A 24984-nucleotide genomic window follows, 5' to 3' on the forward strand; every position below is an offset into this window, starting at 1 on the left:
TCAGGCGCGGTACTTGGCGGTGAGGCCGATGAGGAAGTTGCGCAGGATCTGATCCCCGCAATCCTGATAGTGCTTGTGATCCTTGGAGCGGAACAGGGCACTCAGTTCGGACTTGGAGAGGTTGAAGTCGGCGAGCTTGAGGGTACCGAGCATGTCCTCTTCTTTGTAGTTCAGGCCGATGCGCAGCTTGCGCAGTATCATGTTGTTGTTGATCCGGTTCGGGATCACCTGGGCCGGGGCATCTTCCCGCACACCGCGGCGCGCTATGATGAAGCCGTCGAGGAACTGGCTCAGGGCGGCATCGGGACAGGCGACATAGCCCGCTTCCTGCTCTTCCCCTTCAGCCGCTTCTTTCATCAGCCAGCTGTGCAACTGGGCGTGAGTGACCGTCAGATTGCCTTTGGCAAACATCTCGACCATCTGGTCGTTGCTGATGGTGAGGGCGTAGCGCAGACGGCGCAGAATATCGTTGTTGGTCATGTTGACTCCTGTAGAAACGGCGCAACTTTATCATCTGGCGCGACCCGCGTCAGAAAAAGCAGGGCCGACTCTGTTCATTAACGGAGGCTGATAGCGGCTGCCAACCGGCGCCACGCTGCATCCACTGCATTCAGGCGAGGTAAAGGGGCGCCTCCCGACGCACCTGTTCCATCGCATCCTGCAACTCCAGCAACTCGGGCTCCAGCTCGCTGACCGGCACCCCGTCGCGCAGCTGTTGCTCCAGCTGGGAGAGCAATCGTTGCAGGCCGGGCACCCCGGAATAGGCACAGCCGCCATTGAGGCGATGCAGCTGTGCCAGCACCTCGGCATCCTCCACATGACCGGCGAACGCTGCCTCCAGAACCGGGTCCACCTCATCGAAACTGGCCATCAGCATGGTCAGCATCTCTTTGGCGAGATCCAGCTTGCCGGCCGCCTGACGCACCGCCAGTGACCAGTCGATCTGCTGATCCCCGTGGTTCTGGTGGCGACGGTGGGCGAAGTCGGTGATCAGCTGGGCCAGCATGCTCTCGTCGATGGGCTTGGCCAGATAGTCATCCATCCCCTGCCGGATCAGCCGTTCCCGCTCGCCGGGAATTGCGTGGGCAGTGACCGCCACTATGGGTGTCTCAGTGTTGAGGGACTGGCTGCGGATCGCCTGGGTGGCACTGATGCCATCCATGATCGGCATCTGTATATCCATGAAAATGATGTCGAACGGCTGACTCTGGGCCAGTCTGACCGCCTCCTTGCCGTTCTTGCACACAACCACCTGGCTCACCATCTCCTTGAGCATGGCGGCGATCAGCTTGAGATTGGCCGCATTGTCGTCCACCGCCAGCACCTTGATCGCCTGCACGCTGCGTGGGGAGGGGGTGGGCAGCGGCGCGCTCTTGGTCGCCTCGGGGGAGAGCAGGGCGTGCAGCAGCTTGCGGTGGTTGGTGGGCTTGGAGAGACAGTGCTGGGCGCCGTGGGCCAGCATGGCCTCATAGAGCGATGGCTCGTGGCTGCTGAGCAACACTATGGTGTTCTGCTGGCCGTCCAGCGCATCGAGGCGAGCTATCACCTGCTGCGGAGTGTGCAGTGTGCTGCTGCCGATGATCACCATGTCCTGATTGCTCATCTCGGGCCAGATGGTGTCGATGGCGAGAGATTGCACATCCAGCTGCCATTCAGCCAGCAGGGCACACAGGGAAGAGTGGCTGAAGGGATCCGGCTCCAGCAGCCAGACCCGCTTGCCCTGAATGCGATCCAGCGGCAGCTTGTCGGTCTGGGGCAGGGGAGAGACGTCCATATCCAGGCTGAAGGAGAAGATGGACCCCTTGCCCAGCTCGGATTCAAAACGGATCTGGCCTCCCATCTGCTGTACCAGCTTCTGGGTGATGACCAGACCGAGACCGGTGCCGCCATAACGGCGCGAGATGGAGGAGTCGGCCTGATTGAAGGCCTGGAACAACTGGCGCTGCTGCTCTTCCGAGATGCCGATACCGGTATCGCGGATCAGTACGTTGAGCCGCACCTTGTTGCCGTTGCTGCCGCCGGTCTGCTCTATGTGCACATCCACGTTGCCACGCTCGGTGAACTTGATGGCGTTGCCGGCGAGGTTGGTCAGCACCTGCTGCAGGCGCATGGGATCGCCAGTGAGATAGTCCGGCACCTCGGCATCTACCTGCAGGGAGAGTTCGAGCTGCTTGTCGTGAGCACTGGGGCCGAGCAGGTGCATGGTCTCGTTGAGGGTGTCGCGCAGGCTGAACGGGATATGCTCCAGCTGTAGCTTGCCTGCCTCCAGCTTGGAGAAGTCGAGGATGTCGTTGATGATGCCTAGCAGGTTGCGGGCCGACTTCTCTATGGTCTGCATGTAGTCGGTCTGGCTCGGGGTCAGCGCCGTCTTGAGCAGCTGGCGGGTGAAGCCGATGACGCCATTGAGCGGGGTGCGCAGTTCATGGGACATGTTGGCCAGGAACTCGGATTTGACCCGCGCAGCCTCCTGCGCCCGCTTCTTGGCCATGTCGAGCTCGACGTTCTGGATCTCTATCTGTTCAAGTGTTTCCCGCAGATCCGAGGTCGCCTGATCGATATTCTGCTGCATCTCCTCGTGATATTCGGAGAGCGCCTTGGCCATGGCGTTGATGCCGTTTTTCAGCATGTCCAGCTCGCCGGTGAGCTGGCCGCTGACCCGGGTATCGAGCCGCCCCTCCCTGATCTTGTGCACCGCCTGCACCATATCGGTGATGGGCTGGGTCACGCTCTTGACCAGCCTGAAGCCAAACAGGGTACTGAAGGCGATGCCGATGAGCACCATGATCACCGCGAAGAAGGTGTCGCGATACTGCAGGATCATGGCCCTGTCCGTGGTCATCTGCATGGAGATGTAGCCGATCATCGGCGGCTCCACGTCGCTGGGCAGCGGGAAGCCATCCATGCTGGTTTCGGCCTGGATCGGGGTGCGCAATATGATGTCGTCACCGTACAGGGTGACGCTGGTCAGCTCGGGGATCTGGCTGCCATCGGGCAGCCGCAGTCGGGTGAAGTCCCTGTGATAGTTGGACGTTACGAACAGCTGGTTGTCCTGGGTGAAGACAGCGATGGACTTGATGAGCGGCGAGTTTTTGCGGTGGGTCAGGCCAATCAGCCGCTTGAGCGACTCGCGACTGTGCTGGGTCATGCCGTACTCACTGGCGATGGCCAGGGGCTCTATGATGTTGATGCCCTGATCGATCAGGTTGTTTTCCAGCTGCTGGTAGCGGTGGAAAGTAAAATAACCTGCCATCAGGCCGCCAATGATCAGGGTCGGCAATATGGTAAAGGCCAGTACACGGGCTCGAAGGCCGTACTTGGTCATGCGGATAGTCCCCCGATCATCCGGGTTGGCAATAGGGTCAACGACAGTGGGCGGGCCCGCAGGCCGGATTTGGTCATACTATTATTCTTGTGGGACAATAGCCTGCTGCAGATTCCACAATCATGACATAGCCACCTATAGGCACCAAGTTTTATGGCCCAGTTTTTCAAGCCCCAAAAGAAATCCACCCAGCCCCAACGTATTGAATTTACGGTAGACAGTCTGGATCACCACTGCGTCGGTATCGGCCGTCATCAGGGCAAGGCGATCTTCATCGAAGGGGCTCTGCCCGGCGAGCAGGTCAAGGCCCGCATCCTCGACGACAAGAAGCAGTATGCTCACGCCGCCTTGCAACAGGTAGTGACCCCGGCGGCGAACCGCATCGCCCCCTTCTGCAACCACTACCGCGAGTGCGGCGGCTGCAATGCCCAGCACCTTGGCGAAGCGGATCAGCAGGCTACCAAAGAGGCCGGGCTGGTCAGCCTGTTCGAACGACTGGGGCAGATCAAGGCGCCAGTGCTGGAGCCCGTGCTGACTGGGGAGTCCCGCGCCTACCGCCGGGTCTGCCGGCTGGCCATCAAGTTTGACAAGAATGGCCGCTGTACCCGGGTCGGTTTTCGTCGCCGTCAGTCCAACGATCTGGTGGAGATTGAGGGTTGCCCCGTGCTGGCCGAGCCGCTCTCTGCCCTCATAGTGCCGCTGCGCGAATGCCTCAATCGCCTCAAGAGCCAGCGTGAGCTGGGCCATGCGGAGCTTATCCAGGCAGAGCAGGGGATCATGATGCTGCTGCGCCACACCGGTCGTCCCAACGAGGCGGATTGCGCCCTGCTGGTGGCGTTTGCGAAGTCGCAGGGGATAGACCTCTATCTGCAGGCCGCTGATGAACGCATCGAGCCACTGCACCAAGTATTCCAGCCATCCTACTCACTGGATGGCCTGTCTCTTGCATTCGCTCCCGGTGACTTCATTCAGGTCAATGGCCCCATCAACCAGAGCATGGTGGCCCAGGCGCTGGCGTGGCTCGGGGCGAGCAAGGATGACAAGGTACTGGATCTGTTCTGCGGCATCGGCAACTTCACCCTGCCACTGGCCCGTCAGGCCCGTGAAGTGGTGGGAGTGGAAGGGGATCTGGCCATGGTGGCCCGCGCCGAGGAGAACGCCCGTCGCAACGGCATCGACAACGCCCGTTTCTACAAGGCGGACTTGAGCGGCGACATAGTCGGCATGTCCTGGGCGCGGGAAGGGTTCGATCTGGTGCTGCTGGATCCGGCCCGCCCCGGTGCGCTGGAGGTGATGGGTCACGTCGTGAAACTTTCACCCAAGCGAGTGGTCTACGTTTCCTGTAACCCGGTCACCCTGGCCCGTGACAGTCAGGTGCTGGTGAAAGGGGGCTACCGACTGGTGCGCCTGGGGATGCTCGACATGTTCCCGCACACGGGCCATCTCGAGTCAATGGCGCTGTTTGAGCGGGGCTAAGCAGAGGATGTCCGGATGTTCCGTCGCTGCGGCCATCTGGACGCCATAGCGCTGTTTGAGCAGTAATGATTGAGGTAATCTAGACCCTCGTAAATCGGCAGGGCCTGTTGGAGAACTCTATTGTCTTTATTGACAATATGCCTTGAAAAGTTCTCCAAATATCCCCATTTGAGGCAGTCTCATCAGGTGAGGGGGAGGAAGCGGCAGCTTTCGGCCCAATAATTTAAAGGATTGATACCATGGTTGCGGTTCGCGATATTCATTTGAAAGACAACTTCACCCTGGAAGAGTGGGTCAGCTCGCTCAACCTGAGTGACAGTGACAAGGATCAACTGCGAACCGTCTATCAGTACTGTCTGACGCTCGGTGACGAGGCGATCACCAACCGTCTGCTGGTGCGTGGTGTCGAGATGGCGGGCATTCTGCTGATGCTCAGCATGGATCTCGGCACTCTCAAGGCCGCCATCATCTACCCCTTCGTCGAAGCCGGCCTCATCAGCCAGGAGCGGATGGACGAAGACTTCGGCCCCAAGATCGCCAAGCTGGTTGAAGGGGTGCTGGAGATGGAAGCCATCCGCTCCCTGCAGACTCTGCACCGCAGCGAAACCTCACCGGAGCAGGTCGACAATGTGCGACGCATGTTGCTCGCGATGGTCGAGGATGTGCGCGCCGTTGTCATCAAGCTGGCGGAGCGGATCGCCTGCCTGCGGGAAGCCAAGAAGGCGGATGAAGAGACCCGGGTGCTGATGGCCCAGGAGATCACCAACATCTATGCGCCGCTGGCCAACCGGCTTGGCATTGGTCAGCTCAAATGGGAGCTGGAAGATCTCGCCTTCCGTTACCTGCACCCGGACACTTACAAGCAGATCGCCAAGCAGCTCGACGAGAAGCGGCTCGACCGTGAGCGCTACATTCGCGAGTTTGTGCAGTCCCTGCGCGACGGGCTCAAAGAGGCCGGAGTGGAAGCGGAGGTTTATGGCCGCCCGAAACACATCTACAGCATCTGGCGCAAGATGCAGAAGAAGCACCTCGAATTCAACGAGCTGTTCGATGTACGTGCCGTGCGGGTGGTGACCAAGCGGCTGCAGGATTGCTATGCGGCACTCGGTATCGTTCATACCCATTTCCACCATATTCCCCGCGAGTTTGACGACTATGTCGCCAACCCCAAACCCAATGGTTACCAGTCCATCCACACTGTCGTGGTGGGGCCAGAGGGCAAGACGGTGGAGATCCAGATCCGTACCGACCAGATGCATCAGGATGCCGAGCTCGGCGTTGCCGCGCATTGGCGTTACAAGGAAGGGGCGCAGGCTGCCAACAAAGCCAACAACTTTGAAGACAAGATCGAGTGGCTGCGCAAGCTGCTCGCCTGGCAGGAGGATCTCTCCGAGAGCGGATCCCTGCTCGAAGATCTGCGCAGTCAGGTATTCGAGGACAGGGTCTATGTGTTCACCCCGAAAGGGGATGTCATCGACCTGCCGGCGGGGGCCACCCCACTCGATTTTGCCTATCACGTCCACAGCATGATCGGCCACCGCTGCATCGGTGCCAAGATTGACGGCCGCATAGTGCCGTTCACCTATGCACTGCAGACCGGCGATCAGGTGGAGGTGATCACCCAGAAGGAGCCTAACCCGAGCCGCGACTGGATGAACCCCAACTCCGGCTTCCTGCGCTCCAGCCGGGCACGGGCCAAGGTGGCCACCTGGTTCAGAAAACTGGACAAGGACAAGAACATTGCCGCCGGCAAGGAACTGCTGGAAAAAGAGCTGGACAGACACAACCTGACCCTTTCCAAGGTCGACAAGGTGGTGCTGGAGCGTTTCCACGCCGAGGAGCTGGAAGACCTGTTGGCCGGCATTGGCAGCGGCGACATTCGCATCAACCAGCTGCTCAACTACCTGGACACTCGTTACAACAAGCCGACGGCGGAGGAAGAAGATCGCCGGGTGCTGGAAAAACTGGAGCAGAAGGCCAATACCCCGTTCAGGCCCAAGCCCAAGGATCACATAGTGGTGGAAGGGGTCGGCAATCTGATGACCCACATAGCCCGTTGCTGTCAGCCCATTCCGGGCGACACCATACAGGGTTTCATCACCATGGGGCGCGGGGTCTCCATCCACAGAGATGATTGCGAGCAGCTCAAGGAGCTCTCCCGCCGCAACCCGGAGCGGTTGATCGATGCCGTGTGGGGAGAGAACTACTCAGGTGGCTATGGCCTTACCATCCGTATCCTCTCCAATGATCGCTCGGGTCTGCTGCGGGACATCACCACAGTGCTGGCCAACGAGAAGATCAACGTTATGGGGGTGCGTTCGCGCTCCAACGTGCGCGAGCAGACTGCCGAGATCGACATGGAGCTGGAGATCTACAACATCAACGCCTTCAACCGGGCCTTGGCCAAGTTGAGCCAGCTCAATGACGTGATCAGCGCCAAGCGCCTCTGATGGTGACCCGCCCGCAGCCGTGACCGACCGCAAGGTCGGTCACTGTTTCCCTCCTGATCACGCCCCCTGCAACCACGAATGGAAAGCTAACATCCCATGTCCCAACGTTACGATCTGCCCCAACTGCTCGATATCATGTCTCGTCTGCGTGACCCGCAAGGGGGTTGCCCCTGGGATCTCAAGCAGAGCTTCCAGACCATAGTGCCTCACACCCTGGAAGAGGCCTATGAGGTTGCCGATGCCATCGAAACCCGCGATTGGCAGGGGTTGAAGGGGGAACTCGGCGATCTGCTGTTCCAAGTGGTCTTCTACGCCCAGCTTGGCAAGGAGCAGGGGCTGTTCGATTTCGCCGATATCGTCGATGCGGTGAGCGAGAAGCTCATTCGCCGTCATCCCCATGTGTTTTCCGATGCGGATCTTGGCGATGAGCAGGCGGTCAAGGTGAACTGGGAGGCGGAAAAAGCCAAAGAGCGGGCGGCACTCGATAAAGAGAGCGTGCTGGATGATATTCCGCTCTCGCTGCCGGCCCTGACTCGCGCCGCCAAGATCCAGAAGCGCTGCGCCACCGTCGGCTTTGACTGGAAAACCTTGGGACCTGTGGTGGACAAGATCCACGAAGAGATCGACGAGGTGATGGAAGAGGCACTGATGGCCGACGTGGACGAGGCGCGGGTGAGCGATGAGCTCGGCGATCTCTTGTTTGCCACCGTCAATCTGGTGCGTCACTTGGGCAAGGATCCGGAGCAGGTGCTGCGGGGCGCCAACGCCAAGTTCGAGCGTCGCTTTCGGCAGGTTGAGCAATTTATCGCTGCGGAAGGCTTGAAAATGACCGATTGTTCGCTCGAAAAGCTGGACTCCGCCTGGGACAAGGCCAAGGAAACCGAACAAAGTTGATTTGGCGCAAGACGATGGCGCTGTGAGCCTGATAGATTTTTGTTCATTGTTTGGGAGTGGGGGTTTTGGTATACTGTTTCCCCGTCCTGCTTCATCCCCGAAGCACCCCTTAAAATTCCCTAAACTTCTTTCAGGTTCAGCATGACGACAAAATATATTTTTGTAACTGGTGGCGTTGTTTCATCCCTCGGCAAAGGCATTGCCGCAGCTTCTCTGGCAGCCATTCTGGAAGCCCGTGGTCTGGATGTGACCATCATGAAACTGGACCCCTATATCAACGTGGATCCGGGCACAATGAGCCCGACCCAGCACGGTGAAGTGTTCGTAACCGAGGACGGGGCCGAGACCGATCTGGATCTGGGCCACTACGAGCGTTTCATCCGCACCAAGATGACTCGCCGCAACAACTTTACCACTGGCCGCATCTACGCTGACGTGCTGCGCAAAGAGCGCCGTGGCGACTATCTGGGCGCCACTATTCAGGTTATCCCGCACATCACCAACGCCATCAAGGAGCGGGTGATTGCCGGTGCCGAAGGCCATCAGGTTGCCATCGTCGAAGTGGGCGGTACCGTGGGTGACATCGAGTCCCTGCCGTTCCTCGAAGCCATTCGTCAGCTGGCGGCTGAAGTGGGCCGCAACAGCGCCATGTTCATGCACCTGACTCTGGTTCCTTACCTGGCGGCTGCCGGTGAACTGAAGACCAAGCCGACCCAGCACTCCGTGAAAGAGTTGCTCTCCATCGGTATTCAGCCGGATGTACTGATCTGCCGTTCCGATCGCACCATTCCGGCCAACGAGCGTGCCAAGATCGGTCTGTTCTGCAACGTGCCGGAGCGCGCCGTCATCTCCATGAAAGACGTCGACTCCATCTACAAGATCCCGGCACTGCTCAAGTCCCAGAATCTGGACTCCTACTTCACCGAGCGTTTCGGTCTGGAGTGCAAGGAAGCCGACTTGTCCGAGTGGGAACAGGTTGTCTTCGAAGAGGCCAACTCGACTGCGGAAGTGACCATCGGCATGGTCGGCAAGTATGTTTCTCTGCCGGATGCTTACAAGTCTGTCAACGAGGCGCTCAAGCACGGTGGCCTGAAGACCCGTCTCTCCGTCACCATCAAGTACATCGACTCTCAAGACATCGAGACCCGCGGCTTCGAGCTGCTGGAAGGCCTAGATGCGATCTTGGTTCCGGGTGGTTTCGGTGAGCGTGGTGTGGAAGGCAAGATCCTGGCTGCCCAGTATGCCCGTGAGAACAAGATCCCTTACCTGGGTATCTGTCTCGGCATGCAGGTTGCTATGATCGAATTCGCGCGCAACGTCGCTGGCATGACAGGTGCTCACTCCTCTGAATTCAAGAAAGATTGCGCCTATCCGGTTGTCGGTCTCATCACTGAGTGGGTGGATGACGAAGGCAACGTCGAGACCCGTACCGAGAAGTCCGATCTGGGTGGCACCATGCGTCTGGGCTCCCAGCTCTGCCACTTGGTCGAGGATTCCAAGGTGCGTCAGATGTACGGCAGCCCGACCATTTACGAGCGCCACCGTCACCGTTACGAAGTGAACAACAAGCTGCTGCCGCAGATTGAAGCGGCAGGTCTGAAAGTGACCGGTCTCTCCGCCGACAAGAAACTGGTGGAAATTATCGAGATCCCGGATCACCCCTGGTTTGTGGCGGCGCAGTTCCACCCGGAGTTCACCTCAACTCCCCGTGATGGCCACGCCCTGTTTGCCGGTTTTGTGAAGGCGGCAGGCGAGTATCAGAAGCGTAATCTGAAGTAATTGAAAATAAATGCGGTTGAGGCTCTGTGCCACAGCCGCTTTTTTTGGCATATTTTTGTTGTTTTTTTACGAAACCTGAGGAAATACACATGTCCAAGATCGTTAAAGTGATCGGTCGTGAAATCATCGACTCCCGTGGTAACCCGACCGTTGAGGCCGAAGTTCACCTGGAAGGTGGTTTTGTTGGTATGGCAGCTGCTCCGTCTGGCGCGTCCACTGGTTCCCGCGAAGCGCTGGAACTGCGTGACGGCGACAAGAGCCGTTTCCTGGGTAAAGGCGTGCTGAAAGCCCTCGAAGCCGTAAACGGCCCGATCGCTCAAGCTCTGCTGGGTAAAGATGCCAAGGACCAGGCTGCTATCGACCAGATCATGATCGACCTCGACGGCACCGAGAACAAATCCAAGTTTGGCGCTAACGCCATCCTGGCTGTTTCCCTGGCCAACGCCAAGGCCGCTGCTGCTGCCAAAGGCATGCCGCTGTATGCTCACATCGCCGAACTGAACGGCACTGCGGGTGTTTACTCCATGCCGCTGCCGATGATGAACATCATCAATGGTGGTGAGCACGCCGACAACAACGTCGACATCCAGGAGTTCATGATCCAGCCGGTTGGCGCCAAGACCCTGAAAGAAGCCGTTCGCATGGGTGCTGAAGTGTTCCACAACCTGGCCAAAGTGCTGAAGTCCAAGGGCTACAACACTGCAGTGGGTGACGAAGGTGGTTTCGCTCCCAACCTGAAATCCAACGCCGAAGCGCTGGAAGTGATCGCAGAAGCCGTTGCTGCTGCTGGCTATGTCCTGGGTAAAGATATCACCCTGGCCATGGACTGCGCTGCTTCCGAGTTCTACGACGCCGAGAAGAAAGAGTACAACCTGAAAGGCGAAGGTCGTATCTTCACCTCCAACGAGTTCTCTGACTACCTGGCTGACCTGACCACCAAGTTCCCGATCGTCTCCATCGAAGATGGCCTGGACGAATCTGACTGGGACGGTTTCGCTTACCAGACCAAAGAGCTGGGCAAAAAGATCCAGATCGTGGGTGACGACCTGTTCGTAACCAACACCAAGATCCTGAAGCGCGGCATCGACAACGGCATCGCCAACTCCATCCTGATCAAGTTCAACCAGATCGGTTCCCTGACCGAAACTCTGGCTGCCATCAAGATGGCCAAAGACGCTGGTTACACTGCCGTCATCTCCCACCGTTCCGGTGAGACCGAAGACGCGACCATCGCCGACCTGGCTGTGGGTACCGCTGCTGGCCAGATCAAGACCGGTTCCATGAGCCGTTCTGACCGTGTTGCCAAGTACAACCAGCTGATCCGTATCGAAGAAGCTCTGGGTGCCAAAGCTCCTTTCAACGGTCTGAAAGAAGTGAAAGGCCAGGCTTAATTCCAGCCCGCCCTTAATCTGCTCAAAGCCCCGCCAATCTGGCGGGGCTTTTTCGTATCTGGCTCAGCCGCTTGCGGTTTCTGCATTTTTTATTCCGGCCCAACCCATACGGGGCACAGGCTTCCTTTTGTCTTGCCTGCGAATATGGGAAACTAGGCCGCTTGAAGGAGACTCAGTGCATGCGGCTACTCACTCTTATCCTGCTCTTCCTGTTGGGAGGGCTTCAATACGATCTCTGGCTGGGGAAGAATGGCCTGTCCGATTATCACGAATTGTCTGATGCCATCTCCCGGCAGCAGCAGGATAATCTGGTACTCAAGGATCGTAATAACCTGATTTATCGCGAGATTGATGATTTAACCTCGGGCCTTGAGGCCATCGAGGAGTTGTCGCGCAACGATCTTGGCTACATCAAGCAGGGCGAGACCTTCTACCGGATTATCCCCAAGGATAAAGATCAGGAGACGGCGCCGGACGATGAGCCCTACGATGACTGATGCGAAAATCACTGGCGTGATCGCTATCGTCCCGGCCGCTGGCATCGGCAGCCGGATGGGGGCCGATTGTCCCAAGCAGTACCTGCACCTGGCGGGCAAGACCATTCTCGAACATACCCTGGAGCGGCTGCTCTCTCACCCGGCGATAGCGCAGGTGATAGTGGCGCTGGCGCCTCATGATCGCGGGTTTGAAACCCTGCCAGTGGCGGCCGACTCGCGTATCCTGCGGGTAGAGGGGGGCGCCGAGCGCGCCTTTTCCGTTCTCAATGCGTTACATGCGGCCGACAGTGACTGGGTGTTGGTTCACGATGCCGCCCGTCCCTGTCTGACCCATGGCGATCTCGATGCCCTGATCGCCGCCGCCATCCAGTGTGGGGGCGCCATTCTCGGCAGCCGGGTGCGCGATACCATGAAGCGCTCTGATGCTGCAGGCAACATCATTGGTACCGTCGATCGCGAGCAGCTCTGGCATGCGCTGACGCCGCAGATGTTCCCCGCTCGCACCCTGAAGCGAGCGCTGGAGGAGGGACTGGCACTGGGGGCCACCATCACTGACGAGGCCTCTGCCATGGAGCGTGCCGGTTTCACGGTGCGGATGGTGGAAGGACGTGCTGACAATATCAAGGTAACCCGGCCTGAGGATCTCTCTCTGGCTGGGCTGTTTTTAAGCCAGCAGAGATAAGCCGTTTTTGCGACGGATGTGTCCACTGGCGATGAAAGTGACTTAAAGGAGCAGGCATGATCCGGATTGGACGTGGTTTTGACGTGCACAAAATTGACGAGGTAGGTCCCTGTATGTTGAGAGGACGCCAAGCATGATGCGAATTGGTCATGGTTTTGATGTACACAAGTTTGGTGGAGTTGGGCCTTGCATGCTGGGCGGGGTTGCGGTTCCGTACGAGCAAGGACTGCTTGCTCACTCCGACGGTGATGTGGTGCTGCACGCTGTGAGCGATGCCTTGCTGGGCGCCATCGGCGCCGGTGACATAGGCCGCCACTTTCCCGATACCGCTGCGCAATTCAAGGGGATCGACAGTCGTATCCTGCTGCGAGACGTTTTTGTCCGGGTAAAAACCGCGGGCTATGCCATCGGCAATCTGGATGTGACCATCATAGCCCAGGCCCCCAAGATGGCGCCCCATATCGACGCCATGTGCGCCGTACTGGCCGCCGACCTGCAATGTGATTTGAACCGAGTGAATGTCAAGGCGACTACCACAGAACAACTCGGCTTTACGGGGCGCAAGGAAGGGATCGCCACCGAAGCCGTCGTCTTACTGGTGAAACAATAATGTTGGAACAGCTCAGTTATTTGCATGGTGTGCCTGCCGCCAAGGGCATTCTCAAGGCCGAGGCCAGCGATTTTGTGGTGGTTGAAGATCTGGGCTTCGAGCCTTGTGGTGAAGGTGAGCACATCTTCGTCCGGGTTCGCAAAACCGGCGAGAACACTGCCTGGGTTGCGGGCCTGCTGGCCGATGCAGCCGGGGTTAACCGCAATGCGGTGACGTGGGCTGGCCTCAAAGATCGCCACGCTGTGACCGAGCAGTGGTTCGGCATCCACTTGCCGGGCAAAACCGAGCCGGACTTGTCGGTGGTCGAGAGCGACAGCATCCAGATTTTGCAAGCCAGGCGTCACAACCGCAAATTGCGGGTTGGCTACCTCAAGGGCAACCATTTCACCTTGCGCCTCACCGGTCTGGCGCAGGCCGACGGGCTGGAGGCCCGCCTGCAAGCCATCGCCACTCAAGGGGTGCCCAATTACTATGGCGAGCAGCGTTTCGGCCGGGGTGGCAACAACCTGGAAGCGGCCAAGGCGATGTTTGCCGGCAAGCGGATCAAGGATCGCAACAAGCGCTCTCTCTATCTCTCCGCCGCCCGCAGCATGCTGTTCAATGCCATCGTCAGTGCCCGTATCGAGCAGGGGTTGGCCCATCAGCTGCTGGCTGGCGACTGCGTGATGCTAAAAGGCAGCCATTCCATCTTCAGTGAAGAGATGCTGACCCCTGAGCTGGCGGCACGGCTGGCTTCCGGTGACGTGCAGCTGACCGCCCCCCAGTGGGGACGCGGCCGCCTGGCAAGCCAGGGCGCTGCCGCCGAGTTTGAGCAGGCGGTGCTGGCTCCTTATGCCGAGTGGTGTGATGGGCTGGAAAAAGCAGGACTGGATCAGGATCGCCGCCCGCTGCTGCTCAAGCCGGAGCAGATGAGCTGGCAGCTGGACGGCGAGGTGTTGACCTTGTCCTTCTTCTTGCCGGCCGGCGCCTTTGCGACCAGCGTGGTACGTGAATTAATGCAGGCCGAAGAGGCCGATCATGGTTTCAGGAATCAGTCCGATGCGAATTCTGGTCAGTAATGACGATGGTGTGCATGCCGAGGGTATTCGCGCGCTCAGCGATGCACTGAGGGCGTGTGGCGAGGTCACAGTAGTTGCGCCGGATCGCAATCGCAGCGGCGCGAGTCACTCCCTGACGCTGGAAGTACCGCTGCGGGTCTCCCGTATCAGCGAAAACGGTTACTATGCGGTGAAGGGCACCCCGACCGACTGTGTGCATCTGGCGGTCAACGAACTGGTGCGCCCCGAGCCGGACATGGTCGTTGCAGGCATCAATCATGGCGCCAACCTGGGAGATGATGTCATCTACTCAGGCACGGTCGCGGCGGCGACCGAAGGACGCCATCTCGGTTTCCCCTCCCTTGCTATCTCACTGGTAGGACGGACCCACTTCGCCACGGCGGCCCATTATGCAGCTCAACTGGTGAGGGGGGTGATGGTGCATCCGCTGCCTGCCGATCAGATCCTCAATGTGAACGTGCCCGACCTGCCCCTTGATCAGGTAAAGGGGATCAAGGTGACACGCCTTGGCAATCGACATCGGGCGGAGTCGGTGATCTGTACCGAGGATCCCCGTGGTCAGCCGATCTACTGGATTGGTCCCCCCGGCAACCAGCAAGATGCGGGAGAAGGCACGGATTTCGCCGCCATCGAGCAGGGCTATGTCTCGATCACCCCCCTGACCATCGATATGACTGCATACAGCAGTCTGGCGGGTCTGGGGGCTTGGTTAGACCTGCAGGGATGAAGGTGTGATAGTACAGCGCCTGTTGAACCAGCTGATCGCACAGGACATTCGTGATTTCCGCGTACTCGCGGCGATTGCGAAAGTGCCGCGTCAGCTGTTTGTGGATGAAGCCATGGCCCACAAGGCATGGGATAACACGGCGTTGCCCATCGGTAATGGTCAGACCATCTCCCAGCCTTACATGGTGGCGCGGATGACCGAGCTGCTGATCCAGAATGATCCGGCCCACGTGCTGGAGATTGGTACTGGTTCCGGTTACCAGACCGCCGTGCTGGCACATCTGGTGGAGCACGTCTATACGGTGGAGCGGATCAAGTCGCTGCAGTTCCAGGCCCGGCGCCGACTGCGCCAGCTTGATCTGCACAACGTCTCGGCCAAGCACGGCAACGGCTGGCTGGGGTGGCCCAATAAAGGGCCGTTCGATGCAATCCTGGTGACGGCAGCGGCCAGTGAGGTGCCTACTGCTCTCACCGATCAACTGGCCGATGGTGGCCGTCTGGTACTGCCGGTGGGTGATAGTCATCAGACTTTGCAGCTAATCGAACGGGCTGGTTCCCAGCTGACCAGCCGGATCCTGGAGCCTGTGCGCTTTGTTCCCCTAATTGATGGAGATGTTGAGTGAAGCTGTTTTCTCGTCTGTATGTGCTGGTGATGCAGTGGGCTCGTCACAGGTATGCCCCTTATTATCTGGCGATCACTGCTTTCATCGAGTCGGTGTTCTGGCCTATCCCGGTTGACGTCATGCTGGCGCCCATGGCGCTGGCCAAGCCGCACAAGGCGTGGGACTACGCTACCCTGGCGACGATCTTCTCCGTATTGGGGGCCGTGTTCGGCTATGCGCTCGGCTATGCCCTGTGGGAGCCGCTGGTGCAGCCGTTGGTGGTCTCTGTGGGGTATGAAGGCAAGATTGCCCTGGCACAGCAGTGGTTCGAGCAGTGGGGCATCTGGGTGATTTTTATTGCCAGCTTCACGCCAATCCCCTACAAGGTGTTTACCGTCACGGCGGGCTTGCTGCATATGGCACTGTTGCCCTTCATTGTGACCTCGTTGATCGGCCGTGGCATGCGCTTCTTCCTGGTGGCAGGCCTGATGCGCTGGGGCGGTGAGAAAATGGAGCGCAAGCTGATGCACTATGTGGATGTGCTGGGCTGGCTCTGTATTGGTTTGGCCGTTGCGGCCTATTTCTGGTTTAGTCGTTAAGGATCCACTATGCGTTCGCGTGTCTGGCAAGGAAGCAGTATCGTCGTGTTGTCATGGCTGCTGCTCGCTTGCTCTTCCAGCAAGACTGCTGCTCCGGTACAGGGATTGGGCAATGATCGCCTTGTTTCCACCATACCGGCTCGTCATGGGGCGGCCCAACCTGCTATTCAGGGCAACAGCTACACGGTGAAAAAAGGGGATACCCTCTACTCCATCGCCTTCAATTCGGGTAACGATGTGCCATCACTGGCCAGCCTCAACGGTATCAGCCCTCCCTATAACATCTACCCGGGACAGCAACTCAGGCTCGATGCATCCGGTAGCAATACCCTGACTGCCAATCGCAGCGCCAGCACCTATCAGGTGCGTCGTGGCGACACGTTAAGCAGTATTGGCCGTCAGTTTGGCATGTCGAATCAAACACTTGCACAGCGCAACAACCTGCAGGCACCCTATGGGCTCCATGTTGGTCAGGTGCTGAACGTGCAGTCTGCCGCTATGGGCGGTGGCCAGATGGTTGCCGTGACGCGTCCTGTCACACCGCAAAGTAGCGGCCCCAAACCGCTGGCAATGGCACCATCAGGTACGACCACACCATTTATCAAACAGAAAACGATTGCTCAGCCATCTTCAAAAGAATACGCTCAGATAAGAGAACAAAAAAACAACAATAAACCTCAGTCGAGACTTTCTTGGCACTGGCCGACGCAAGGCCGGATAGTTGAGGGTTTCTCCGTTGCAGAACAGGGAAACAAAGGCATAGATATCGCTGGCCAGAAGGGGCAACCCGTCTACGCAGCGAGTGGCGGAAAAGTCGTCTATGCGGGTAGCGCACTAAGGGGTTATGGCAAGCTGATCATCCTCAAGCATGATGATGACTACCTCTCGGCTTATGCTCACAACGACGAGTTGCGAGTGAAGGAAGGGGATAGCGTCAAAGGCGGAGCGGTCATTGCCAACATGGGTAGCACGGACGCGCCGGATGTGCGTTTGCACTTTGAAATCCGGTATCGAGGCAAGTCGATAAACCCGATGAGCTATTTGCCAAAGCGTTAACCCCAGAGAGTTAAGTCTTACTCTGGTTCAGGTCAGGGAGACACACCATGAGCCAAGAACAACTGGTTATGCAGGATGCCGAGTTAGAGTTCGACGAAGAGCTGGAGACCCGTGAGGAAGAAGAGGTTCAGGAAGTAGCCGCTGAAGTTGAAGAGACTATTTCCGATGAACTGATGGCTCCGGAAGTCAACAAGGTGATGGATGCTACCCAGCTCTATTTGGGGGAGATTGGCTTCTCCCCCTTGCTCACCGCCGAAGAAGAAGTCTATTACGCTCGTCGTGCGTTGCGAGGCGACAAAGCCGCTCGCAAGCGCATGATTGAGTCCAACCTGCGATTGGTGGTCAAGATCGCCCGTCGCTACAACAACCGCGGCCTGGTGCTGCTGGATCTCATCGAAGAGGGCAACCTTGGCCTCATCCGCGCGGTAGAGAAGTTCGACCCGGAACGCGGCTTTCGTTTTTCCACCTATGCCACCTGGTGGATCCGCCAGACCATAGAGCGGGCCATCATGAACCAGACCCGCACCATCCGTCTGCCTATTCATGTGGTCAAAGAGCTGAACGTTTATCTGCGTACTGCTCGTGAACTCTCCCATCGTCTCGATCATGAACCGACTGCAGAGGACATCGCCTTTGCACTGGATCGCTCGGTAGACGACGTAAATCGTATGCTCAAGCTCAACGAGAAGATCACCTCGGTGGATACCCCCATCGGTGGCGATCGTGACAAGGCGCTGCTGGATGTGCTCTCTGATGAACGTGGCATGGGGCCCGAGCTGGAGTCGCAGGATGACGACATGCGTGCCAGCATAGTGCACTGGCTGGAAGAGCTTAATCCCAAGCAGCGCGAAGTACTGGCACGTCGTTTCGGTCTGCTCGGTTATGAACCGGCCACGCTGGAAGATGTAGGATCCGAGATAGGCTTGACCCGGGAGCGGGTACGCCAGATCCAGGTGGAAGGACTACGTCGCCTGCGGGAGATCCTGCTGGGGCAGGGGCTCTCCATTGAGGCGCTGTTTCGTACCAATTAGTTAGTACCAAGGCAGTCTGATACTGCTGATAGAAATGAAGAAGGGGCCGTGGGCCCCTTCTTCTATTGCAACTGGATCCGCAGGATCACACGGGATCCAGAGTGTCCAGTGGCCAGCGTGGCACTGCTTTGACCGCCAGCGGCTCGAATACACCTGCCTTCAGGCGCTGCATGCCAGCATAGGCGATCATGGCGCCGTTATCGGTGCAATATTCGGTGCGCGGATAGAACACCTCACCCTTGAGGCTCTCCATCAGCTCGGCCAGCTGGGCACGCAGGTGACGGTTGGCACTGACGCCACCGGCCACCACCAGCCGTTTTAGGCCGGTCTCTTTCAGCGCGCGGCGGCACTTGATAGCCAAGGTATCGACCACCGCATCTTCAAACGCACGGGCGATATCGGCACGGGTCTGCTCATCATCACCGTTAGCAGCTATGGTGTTGGCGGCAAAGGTCTTGAGACCGGAAAAGCTCATGTCGAGCCCCGGGCGGTCAGTCATGGGACGGGGGAAGTGGAAACGTCCGGTTGTGCCCTTTTCTGCCAGCCTGGAAAGCAGTGGGCCACCCGGGTAGTCCAGTCCCATCAGCTTTGCCGTCTTGTCAAAGGCTTCGCCAGCCGCATCGTCGATGGATTCACCCAACAGCTGATAGCTGCCGATACCATCGACCCGCACCAGCATAGAGTGACCACCGGAGACCAGCAGCGCCACGAAGGGGAACTCGGGGGCTCTCTCTTCCAGCATGGGGGCCAGCAGGTGGCCTTCCATATGATGTACGGCGATGGCCGGTTTGTTCCACGCCATGGCCAGCGAGCGGCCTATGGTGGCCCCCACCAGAATGGCGCCAACCAGACCCGGCCCCGCTGTATAGGCGATGCCGTCGATGTCATCTTTCCCCAGTCCCGCCTCTTGCAATGCGGCCTGGATCAAGGGGATCGTCTTGCGAACGTGATCCCGGCTGGCGAGCTCGGGGACAACGCCACCGTAGTCCGCATGCAGCTTGACCTGGCTGTACAACTGATGGGAAAGGATCCCTTTTTGATCGTCGAAGATCGCGATCCCGGTTTCGTCACAGGATGTCTCTATGCCCAATACACGCATTGCTAAAAAATTTCACTGCTAAAATGAGACGGCTATGGTAACCTTCGCGGGTTTTTTAAACCAGAGCGATCTCTGCGGGTTTACTTTCATTCCCTGTCCAGAGTATAATTTCGCACCATTTTAAGACATGCTGATCGACTGATGGTCAGCGAACAATATATCACTGAGGTGAAAGGCACATGCCAGTAATCAAAGTCCGTGAAAATGAGCCGTTTGACGTTGCTCTGCGTCGCTTCAAGCGTTCTTGCGAAAAGGCCGGTATCCTGTCTGAAGTTCGTAGCCGTGAGTTCTACGAGAAGCCGACTACCATTCGTAAGCGCGCCAAAGCGTCTGCTGTAAAGCGTCACGCCAAGAAGCTGTCTCGCGAAAACGCACGTCGTATCCGCCTGTACTAATCGGGAGATAATGCCGTGTCTCTGAAGGATCAACTCAAGGATCAACAAAAACTTGCCATGCTTGCCAGAGATAAGGCTCGCTTGGGGGCGATCCGCTTGTTGATGGCAGAAATCAAGCAACGTGAAGTTGATTCCCGTATCGAGCTCAATGATGAGGATATCCTCGCTGTCGTGACCAAAATGGTCAAACAGCGCCGCGATTCCATCAGCCAATTTGAAGCTGCCGGTCGCCAGGATCTCGCCGACAAAGAGTCCGCCGAGATCGTTGTGCTGCAGGAATTCCTGCCACAACAGCTGACCGCAGACGAAATTGCCGCACTGATTGAGCAAGCCATCACTGAAAGTGGTGCTGCCGTCATGGCTGATATGGGCAAGGTCATGGCTGTCTTGAAGCCGAAAATTCAGGGGCGTGCCGATGTCGGCGCCGTCAGTGCTCAGGTGAAAACCCGCTTGGCGTAACAGGCAACTCTCTTGTTTGGTCGAAGAAGCCGTGCTTCCCTGGGAATGCGCGGCTTTTTTATTTTCTACGCAGTGAAACAGGACGGTTATGGCAGGCAGGATCCCACAATCCTTTATCGATGATCTGCTCGTACGCACAGACATAGTCGAGCTGATCGACTCGCGAGTGCGGCTGAAAAAAGCCGGTAAGAACTACCAGGCTTGCTGCCCTTTTCATAACGAAAAAAGCCCTTCTTTTACCGTCAGCCAGGAAAAACAGTTCTATCACTGTTTCGGTTGTGGTGCCCACGGCAATGCCATCGGTTTTGTCATGGAGTACGACGGTCTCGAATTTCCCGATGCCATCGAAGAGCTCGCCAGCATGCAGGGCATGCAGGTACCTCGCGAGCAGAGCATGGGTGGCTCCGCCAGTTCCCAACCCGCCGTCAGCAAGGATCTCTATGAGCTGATGAGCCAGATCGCCCGCTTCTATGAAAGCAACCTGAAGAGTGCCCCCCAGGCGGTGGAATACTTGAAGGGGCGCGGGCTGACCGGGGAAGTGGTCAAGCGTTTCAATATTGGTTATGCCCCAGCAGATTGGGATCAGGTGAGACGCCGTTTTGGCGCCAGCCGCGATCACGAGCAGTTGCTCATCTCGGGTGGCATGTTGATCACTCGTGACAGCGGTGCCGGCAGCTATGATCGTTTCCGCGATCGCATCATGTTCCCGATCCGGGACAAGCGCGGTCGAGTCATAGGTTTTGGTGGCCGGGTGCTGGGCGACGGTACGCCCAAGTACCTCAACTCGCCGGAAACCCCGATCTTCCACAAGGGGCGAGAGCTGTTCGGCCTCTACGAGGTAAAGCAGGCACACAAGGATCCTCGCAGGATCCTGGTAGTCGAAGGCTACATGGATGTGGTGGCGCTCGGTCAATACGACATCGATTATGCGGTGGCTGCACTGGGTACTGCTACCACCACTGACCATATTCACACCCTGTTTCGCACCACGGCAGAGGTGGTTTGCTGCTACGACGGTGACAATGCCGGTCGTGAAGCGGCCTGGCGAGCGCTGGATAATGCACTGTCCCATCTGCAGGATGGACGTGAACTCAAGTTCGTGTTCCTGCCCGATGGAGAAGATCCGGATTCGCTGGTGCGTCAGATTGGCAAGGAAGGTTTTGAGGCCTTGCTGGATCAAGCTCAACCCTTCGCCGACTTCATGTTCGAGCGTCTGGGGCGGGATGCGGCCCTCTCCGGTGAGGCGGGCAAGTTCGAGGTGGCCAACAAGGTAGCCGAGCTTATTCGCCGCGTACCGGAAGGATTTACCCGCGAAGGGTTGATCACCCGCCTCTCCAGCATGATGCGCTGGGGGGAGAATAAACAGCGTATTGCCGAATTGTTCGCCCGCAATAGCCAACCGAAGGCAGAACTCACCAAACCCAAAGCGGCCAAGCTGACACCATTGCGCCGAGCACTGGCGCTGATGGTGCAGTATCCGTCGGTCACCGCCGAACTGCCAGCCATGCCTGAGCTGGCTGGATTGCGGGTACAAGGCATCAAGTTTCTGCTACAGCTGCATCAGCAGATCCTGGCGCAATCCGGCATTACTACCGGTATCTTGCTGGAACACTGGCGTGGCACCAAAGAAGGCGAGATCCTGGCCCAGCTGGCAATGCACGACTTGTTTGAAGAGGTAAAGCTCGACCAGGATCCGGATATTCTGGGAGAATTGCAGGATACCTTCGTCGGCTTTATCAACCAGTTTCTGAAGCAACGAATTGAAGAATTGCAGGCCAAAGTGGCTCAGGAAGGGCTAAGCTCTGAGGAAACACAGGAGCTGATGATGTTGATTAGAGAAGTACAGACTGAGAAAAGAAATGAGAGTGGGGCTTGATAATTGAGTGATTAGTCCCAATATAAATAGCGTTGCCCGAATCGACGGGATTAAAAGCAAACACTTTATGACCGCCTGGCCCCGACAATACTGCGGGCAGGGGTTTCTCACGACCGACGCCGCAACCAGACATAGCATGTCTGGCGGTTTTCTATTAGAATTGGCTATTTGCGCAGCAGCGCACTGTACGCGCAACCTAGCATCACCAACCGGATGAGTTCTATGGAGCAAACCCCGCAGTCTCAGCTTAAACTCCTCGTTGCCAAAGGTAAAGAACAGGGCTACCTGACCTATGCCGAGGTGAACGATCACCTCCCGCAAGACATTGTCGACTCTGACCAGATCGAAGACATCATCCAGATGATCAACGACATGGGTATTCAGGTGGTTGAAAACGCCCCGGATGCCGATGACCTTATCATGGCTGAAGGTGGTACCGCCGATGAGGACGCTGCCGAAGCAGCGGCCCAGGCACTGGCATCTGTTGAATCTGAGATTGGTCGTACGACCGATCCCGTCCGCATGTACATGCGGGAAATGGGTACCGTCGAACTGCTGACCCGCGAAGGCGAAATCGACATCGCCAAGCGGATCGAAGACGGTATCAACCAGGTACAAAGCTCCGTTGCAGAGTACCCGGAAGCGATTACCTATCTGCTCGAGCAGTATGATAAATACGAAGCCGAACAGCTGCGTCTGTCCGACATCATCTCAGGTTTTATCGATCCCAACGAGGCCGATGATGTAGCACCGACTGCTACCCATATCGGTTCCGAGCTCGGCGAAGATGATCTGGCCGACGAAGACGAAGACGAAGACGAAGATGAAGACGACGATGGTGACAGCTCGGATGACGAAGGTGACGGTGGTCCTGATCCGGAAGTTGCTCGCGAGAAGTTTGGTGATCTGCGTGCCCAGTATGAGGTAACTCGTCTCTCCATTCAGAAGAATGGCCGTGCTCACGAAGATACCCAGGCTGCGATTGCCCAGCTGGCCGATGTGTTCCGTCAATTCCGCCTGATGCCCAAGCAGTTCGATCGCCTGGTCAACAACATGCGCGAAATGATGGAGCGTGTCCGCGTGCAGGAACGCATCATCATGAAACTCTGCGTTGAGCAGGCCAAAATGCCGAAGAAAACCTTCGTTGCGGCCTTCACCAACAACGAGTGTGAAACTGCCTGGTTTGAATACCAGAAACAGGCTGGCAAGGCTTGGTCTCCACGTCTGCTTGAGATGGACGAAGAAGTACTGCGCTCCATCGGCAAACTGCAGCAGATTGAAGAAGAGACGGGGCTGTCCATCGCCCAGATCAAAGACATCAACCGTCGCATGAGCATTGGTGAGGCCAAGGCCCGCCGTGCGAAGAAAGAGATGGTTGAGGCCAACTTGCGTCTGGTTATCTCTATCGCCAAGAAGTACACCAACCGCGGTCTGCAGTTCCTGGATCTGATCCAGGAAGGCAACATAGGTTTGATGAAAGCGGTAGACAAGTTTGAATACCGTCGCGGCTACAAGTTCTCGACCTATGCCACCTGGTGGATCCGTCAGGCCATTACCCGCTCCATCGCGGATCAGGCCCGTACTATCCGTATTCCGGTGCACATGATCGAGACCATCAACAAGCTCAACCGTATCTCCCGTCAGATGCTGCAGGAGATGGGTCGTGAACCGAACCCGGAAGAGCTGGCCATGCGCATGGGCATGCCGGAAGACAAGATCCGCAAGGTACTGAAAATTGCCAAAGAGCCCATCTCCATGGAGACGCCCATTGGTGATGATGAAGATTCCCACCTGGGCGACTTCATCGAAGATAATACGCTTGCTTTGCCAGCTGACGCTGCGACCAGCGAGAGTTTGCGCAACGCTACCCGCGAAGTGCTGGCCGGTCTGACCGCTCGTGAAGCCAAGGTACTGCGGATGCGTTTCGGGATCGACATGAACACTGACCACACCCTTGAGGAAGTGGGCAAACAGTTCGACGTTACCCGCGAGCGTATTCGCCAGATCGAAGCCAAGGCGCTGCGCAAACTGCGTCATCCGAGCCGCTCGGAAGTGCTGCGCAGCTTCCTGGACGAATAGTCCCTAGGTATCTGCCCGAGTTGCCGTCTCAAAAGCCCCGCCATGCGGGGCTTTGTTTTATGCGGGTTTGACGAAGAGACCGGGGGAACAGACATATTGATAGCCGAGTGGACAAAATGTCGCCAAGTGATTGATCTGCCTATGGACTGACTAGCAGACATCCCCTATAATCCACGCCGCAAACCAACATTCTGGCCCCTTAGCTCAGTTGGTTAGAGCAGTCGACTCATAATCGATTGGTCGCCCGTTCAAGTCGGGCAGGGGCCACCAAATCCAGACAACGCCGCTCATCATGAGCGGCGTTGTCGTTTCTGGCGCTTACCATCACCGATCCAGAACAGTGGCGTAGAGCGCCATGGCGCGTCGATAAGGGATCAGATCGGGAGCGGTTGTCGTCTCTGCCAGCACCGCCAGCAGGCTCTCCATTCCCTCCTTGTGGCGCCCCATGTTGTAGCAAACCATGGCACGAAATACCTTCAACTCATTGGCATTCGGGAAGCAGACCAGACCCTGCTCTAAGGCCGCCAGCGCCTCCAGGTACTGCCTTGTGGTGCGATAAGGAGCTGCCAAGGCCGAGCCAGGCTCCGCGCAGCGCATCACCCGTTAATCCCAGTGCGATGGCCCGCTGATAGAGGGGGATCGCTTGTGCCTCTCGCCCCAGGTTATCGTGCAAGCCAGCCACTTCATAATGCAGCTTGGCGTCTTGCGGACGCTCTGCGAGCTGAAGCAGGCCGTGTTGACGAGCCTCTTCGATCCGTCCCTCGGCTTTCAGATTTTGTAGCTGTTCCATATGTGCTCCTGCATGGGAATGTCGACTCAGTATGCCTGCGAGTCGGCGACCGGGAAATGACAGAGGGCGCGCTATCGTGTGGGGGCAAGGGGCAGTTGAGATGGCCCCACATG

At 57.8% G+C, this 24984-nt stretch carries 23 protein-coding genes and 1 tRNA gene; 19 read left to right on the top strand and 5 right to left on the bottom strand.

Features of this window, described 5'->3' with window-relative positions; translation table 11 throughout:
- Entirely contained in the window at positions 1-480 is a 480-nt protein-coding gene (locus OKC28_RS10870; RefSeq protein WP_005318863.1) for a DUF1456 family protein, read from the bottom strand.
- 130 nt (positions 481-610) lie between these two features.
- Positions 611-3322, bottom strand: coding sequence for a two-component sensor histidine kinase BarA (gene barA / locus OKC28_RS10875; RefSeq protein ID WP_270689189.1), 2712 nt, complete (start codon positions 3320-3322; stop codon positions 611-613).
- A 153-nt stretch (positions 3323-3475) separates the two neighbouring features.
- On the opposite strand from barA, the gene rlmD reads away from it, so the two are divergent.
- The 14 genes from rlmD to rpoS all read left to right on the top strand — a co-directional run bounded on the left by rlmD (position 3476) and on the right by rpoS (position 18173).
- Positions 3476-4798: a 23S rRNA (uracil(1939)-C(5))-methyltransferase RlmD gene (gene rlmD, locus OKC28_RS10880; RefSeq protein WP_256687366.1), complete on the top strand. Its 1323-nt coding sequence runs from the start codon at positions 3476-3478 to the stop codon at positions 4796-4798.
- Between the two features lie 239 nt (positions 4799-5037).
- Positions 5038-7248, top strand: coding sequence for a GTP diphosphokinase (gene relA, locus OKC28_RS10885; RefSeq protein ID WP_021139204.1), 2211 nt, complete (start codon positions 5038-5040; stop codon positions 7246-7248).
- A gap of 96 nt (positions 7249-7344) precedes the next feature.
- A complete protein-coding gene (gene mazG / locus OKC28_RS10890; RefSeq protein ID WP_256687370.1) occupies positions 7345-8142 on the top strand; it encodes a nucleoside triphosphate pyrophosphohydrolase in 798 nt (265 codons plus the stop codon).
- A gap of 141 nt (positions 8143-8283) precedes the next feature.
- A complete protein-coding gene (pyrG, locus tag OKC28_RS10895; protein WP_005318871.1) occupies positions 8284-9921 on the top strand; it encodes a glutamine hydrolyzing CTP synthase in 1638 nt (545 codons plus the stop codon).
- Between the two features lie 89 nt (positions 9922-10010).
- Positions 10011-11312, top strand: a complete 1302-nt coding sequence (eno, locus tag OKC28_RS10900) for a phosphopyruvate hydratase (protein ID WP_005318874.1) — start codon at positions 10011-10013, stop codon at positions 11310-11312.
- Between the two features lie 179 nt (positions 11313-11491).
- Entirely contained in the window at positions 11492-11809 is a 318-nt protein-coding gene (gene ftsB, locus OKC28_RS10905; protein ID WP_005318876.1) for a cell division protein FtsB, read from the top strand.
- Complete coding sequence (ispD, locus tag OKC28_RS10910; protein WP_059113507.1) at positions 11802-12491, top strand: 2-C-methyl-D-erythritol 4-phosphate cytidylyltransferase; 690 nt, start codon at positions 11802-11804, stop codon at positions 12489-12491. The genes ftsB and ispD overlap by 8 nt, the downstream gene beginning before the upstream one ends.
- A 133-nt stretch (positions 12492-12624) precedes the next feature.
- Positions 12625-13101 (top strand): 2-C-methyl-D-erythritol 2,4-cyclodiphosphate synthase, encoded by a 477-nt coding sequence (gene ispF, locus OKC28_RS10915; RefSeq protein WP_219592971.1) that lies wholly within the window; start codon positions 12625-12627, stop codon positions 13099-13101.
- Positions 13101-14159 carry a tRNA pseudouridine(13) synthase TruD gene (gene truD / locus OKC28_RS10920; RefSeq protein WP_256687375.1) on the top strand — a complete coding sequence of 353 codons (1059 nt, stop codon included), beginning with the start codon at positions 13101-13103 and terminating at the stop codon, positions 14157-14159. Before ispF ends, truD begins: the two co-directional genes overlap by 1 nt.
- Positions 14140-14886: a 5'/3'-nucleotidase SurE gene (surE, locus tag OKC28_RS10925; RefSeq protein WP_021139209.1), complete on the top strand. Its 747-nt coding sequence runs from the start codon at positions 14140-14142 to the stop codon at positions 14884-14886. Before truD ends, surE begins: the two co-directional genes overlap by 20 nt.
- Positions 14887-14890: 4 nt before the next feature.
- Positions 14891-15508 (top strand): protein-L-isoaspartate(D-aspartate) O-methyltransferase, encoded by a 618-nt coding sequence (locus OKC28_RS10930; protein ID WP_005318888.1) that lies wholly within the window; start codon positions 14891-14893, stop codon positions 15506-15508.
- Positions 15505-16086: a YqaA family protein gene (locus OKC28_RS10935; RefSeq protein WP_256687378.1), complete on the top strand. Its 582-nt coding sequence runs from the start codon at positions 15505-15507 to the stop codon at positions 16084-16086. The genes OKC28_RS10930 and OKC28_RS10935 overlap by 4 nt, the downstream gene beginning before the upstream one ends.
- A 9-nt stretch (positions 16087-16095) precedes the next feature.
- Positions 16096-17142 carry a LysM peptidoglycan-binding domain-containing protein gene (locus tag OKC28_RS10940; protein WP_058395211.1) on the top strand — a complete coding sequence of 349 codons (1047 nt, stop codon included), beginning with the start codon at positions 16096-16098 and terminating at the stop codon, positions 17140-17142.
- Between the two features lie 47 nt (positions 17143-17189).
- The gene (rpoS, locus tag OKC28_RS10945; protein ID WP_017411567.1) at positions 17190-18173 is read left to right on the top strand and encodes an RNA polymerase sigma factor RpoS; all 984 of its coding nucleotides are present in this window, start codon (positions 17190-17192) and stop codon (positions 18171-18173) included.
- An 85-nt stretch (positions 18174-18258) separates the two neighbouring features.
- Here rpoS and tsaD read toward each other — a convergent pair whose 3' ends face one another.
- Positions 18259-19272 (bottom strand): tRNA (adenosine(37)-N6)-threonylcarbamoyltransferase complex transferase subunit TsaD, encoded by a 1014-nt coding sequence (gene tsaD / locus OKC28_RS10950; RefSeq protein ID WP_033136007.1) that lies wholly within the window; start codon positions 19270-19272, stop codon positions 18259-18261.
- A gap of 179 nt (positions 19273-19451) precedes the next feature.
- On the opposite strand from tsaD, the gene rpsU reads away from it, so the two are divergent.
- The 5 genes from rpsU (at position 19452) to OKC28_RS10975 (ending at position 24351) form a co-directional block, all read left to right on the top strand.
- A complete protein-coding gene (gene rpsU, locus OKC28_RS10955) occupies positions 19452-19667 on the top strand; it encodes a 30S ribosomal protein S21 (RefSeq protein ID WP_005309452.1) in 216 nt (71 codons plus the stop codon).
- 15 nt (positions 19668-19682) lie between these two features.
- A complete protein-coding gene (locus tag OKC28_RS10960) occupies positions 19683-20126 on the top strand; it encodes a GatB/YqeY domain-containing protein (protein WP_021139213.1) in 444 nt (147 codons plus the stop codon).
- A gap of 88 nt (positions 20127-20214) precedes the next feature.
- Positions 20215-22002: a DNA primase gene (gene dnaG / locus OKC28_RS10965; protein WP_256687385.1), complete on the top strand. Its 1788-nt coding sequence runs from the start codon at positions 20215-20217 to the stop codon at positions 22000-22002.
- 213 nt (positions 22003-22215) lie between these two features.
- Positions 22216-24081 carry an RNA polymerase sigma factor RpoD gene (gene rpoD, locus OKC28_RS10970; protein ID WP_081100716.1) on the top strand — a complete coding sequence of 622 codons (1866 nt, stop codon included), beginning with the start codon at positions 22216-22218 and terminating at the stop codon, positions 24079-24081.
- A gap of 193 nt (positions 24082-24274) precedes the next feature.
- Positions 24275-24351: transfer RNA gene (locus tag OKC28_RS10975), tRNA-Ile, on the top strand.
- A gap of 54 nt (positions 24352-24405) precedes the next feature.
- Here OKC28_RS10975 and OKC28_RS10980 read toward each other — a convergent pair.
- Both OKC28_RS10980 and OKC28_RS10985 read right to left on the bottom strand, forming a co-directional pair.
- On the bottom strand, positions 24406-24543 hold the full coding sequence (locus OKC28_RS10980) for a hypothetical protein (RefSeq protein WP_270689203.1): 138 nt from the start codon (positions 24541-24543) through the stop codon (positions 24406-24408).
- Positions 24544-24562: 19 nt separating this feature from the next.
- Complete coding sequence (locus OKC28_RS10985) at positions 24563-24871, bottom strand: tetratricopeptide repeat protein (protein WP_256687396.1); 309 nt, start codon at positions 24869-24871, stop codon at positions 24563-24565.
- Positions 24872-24984: the final 113 nt, after the last annotated feature.

It is taken from the genome of Aeromonas sp. D3 (assembly GCF_027705025.1).
In the GTDB taxonomy this organism is placed as follows: Bacteria; Pseudomonadota; Gammaproteobacteria; order Enterobacterales; family Aeromonadaceae; genus Aeromonas; species Aeromonas salmonicida.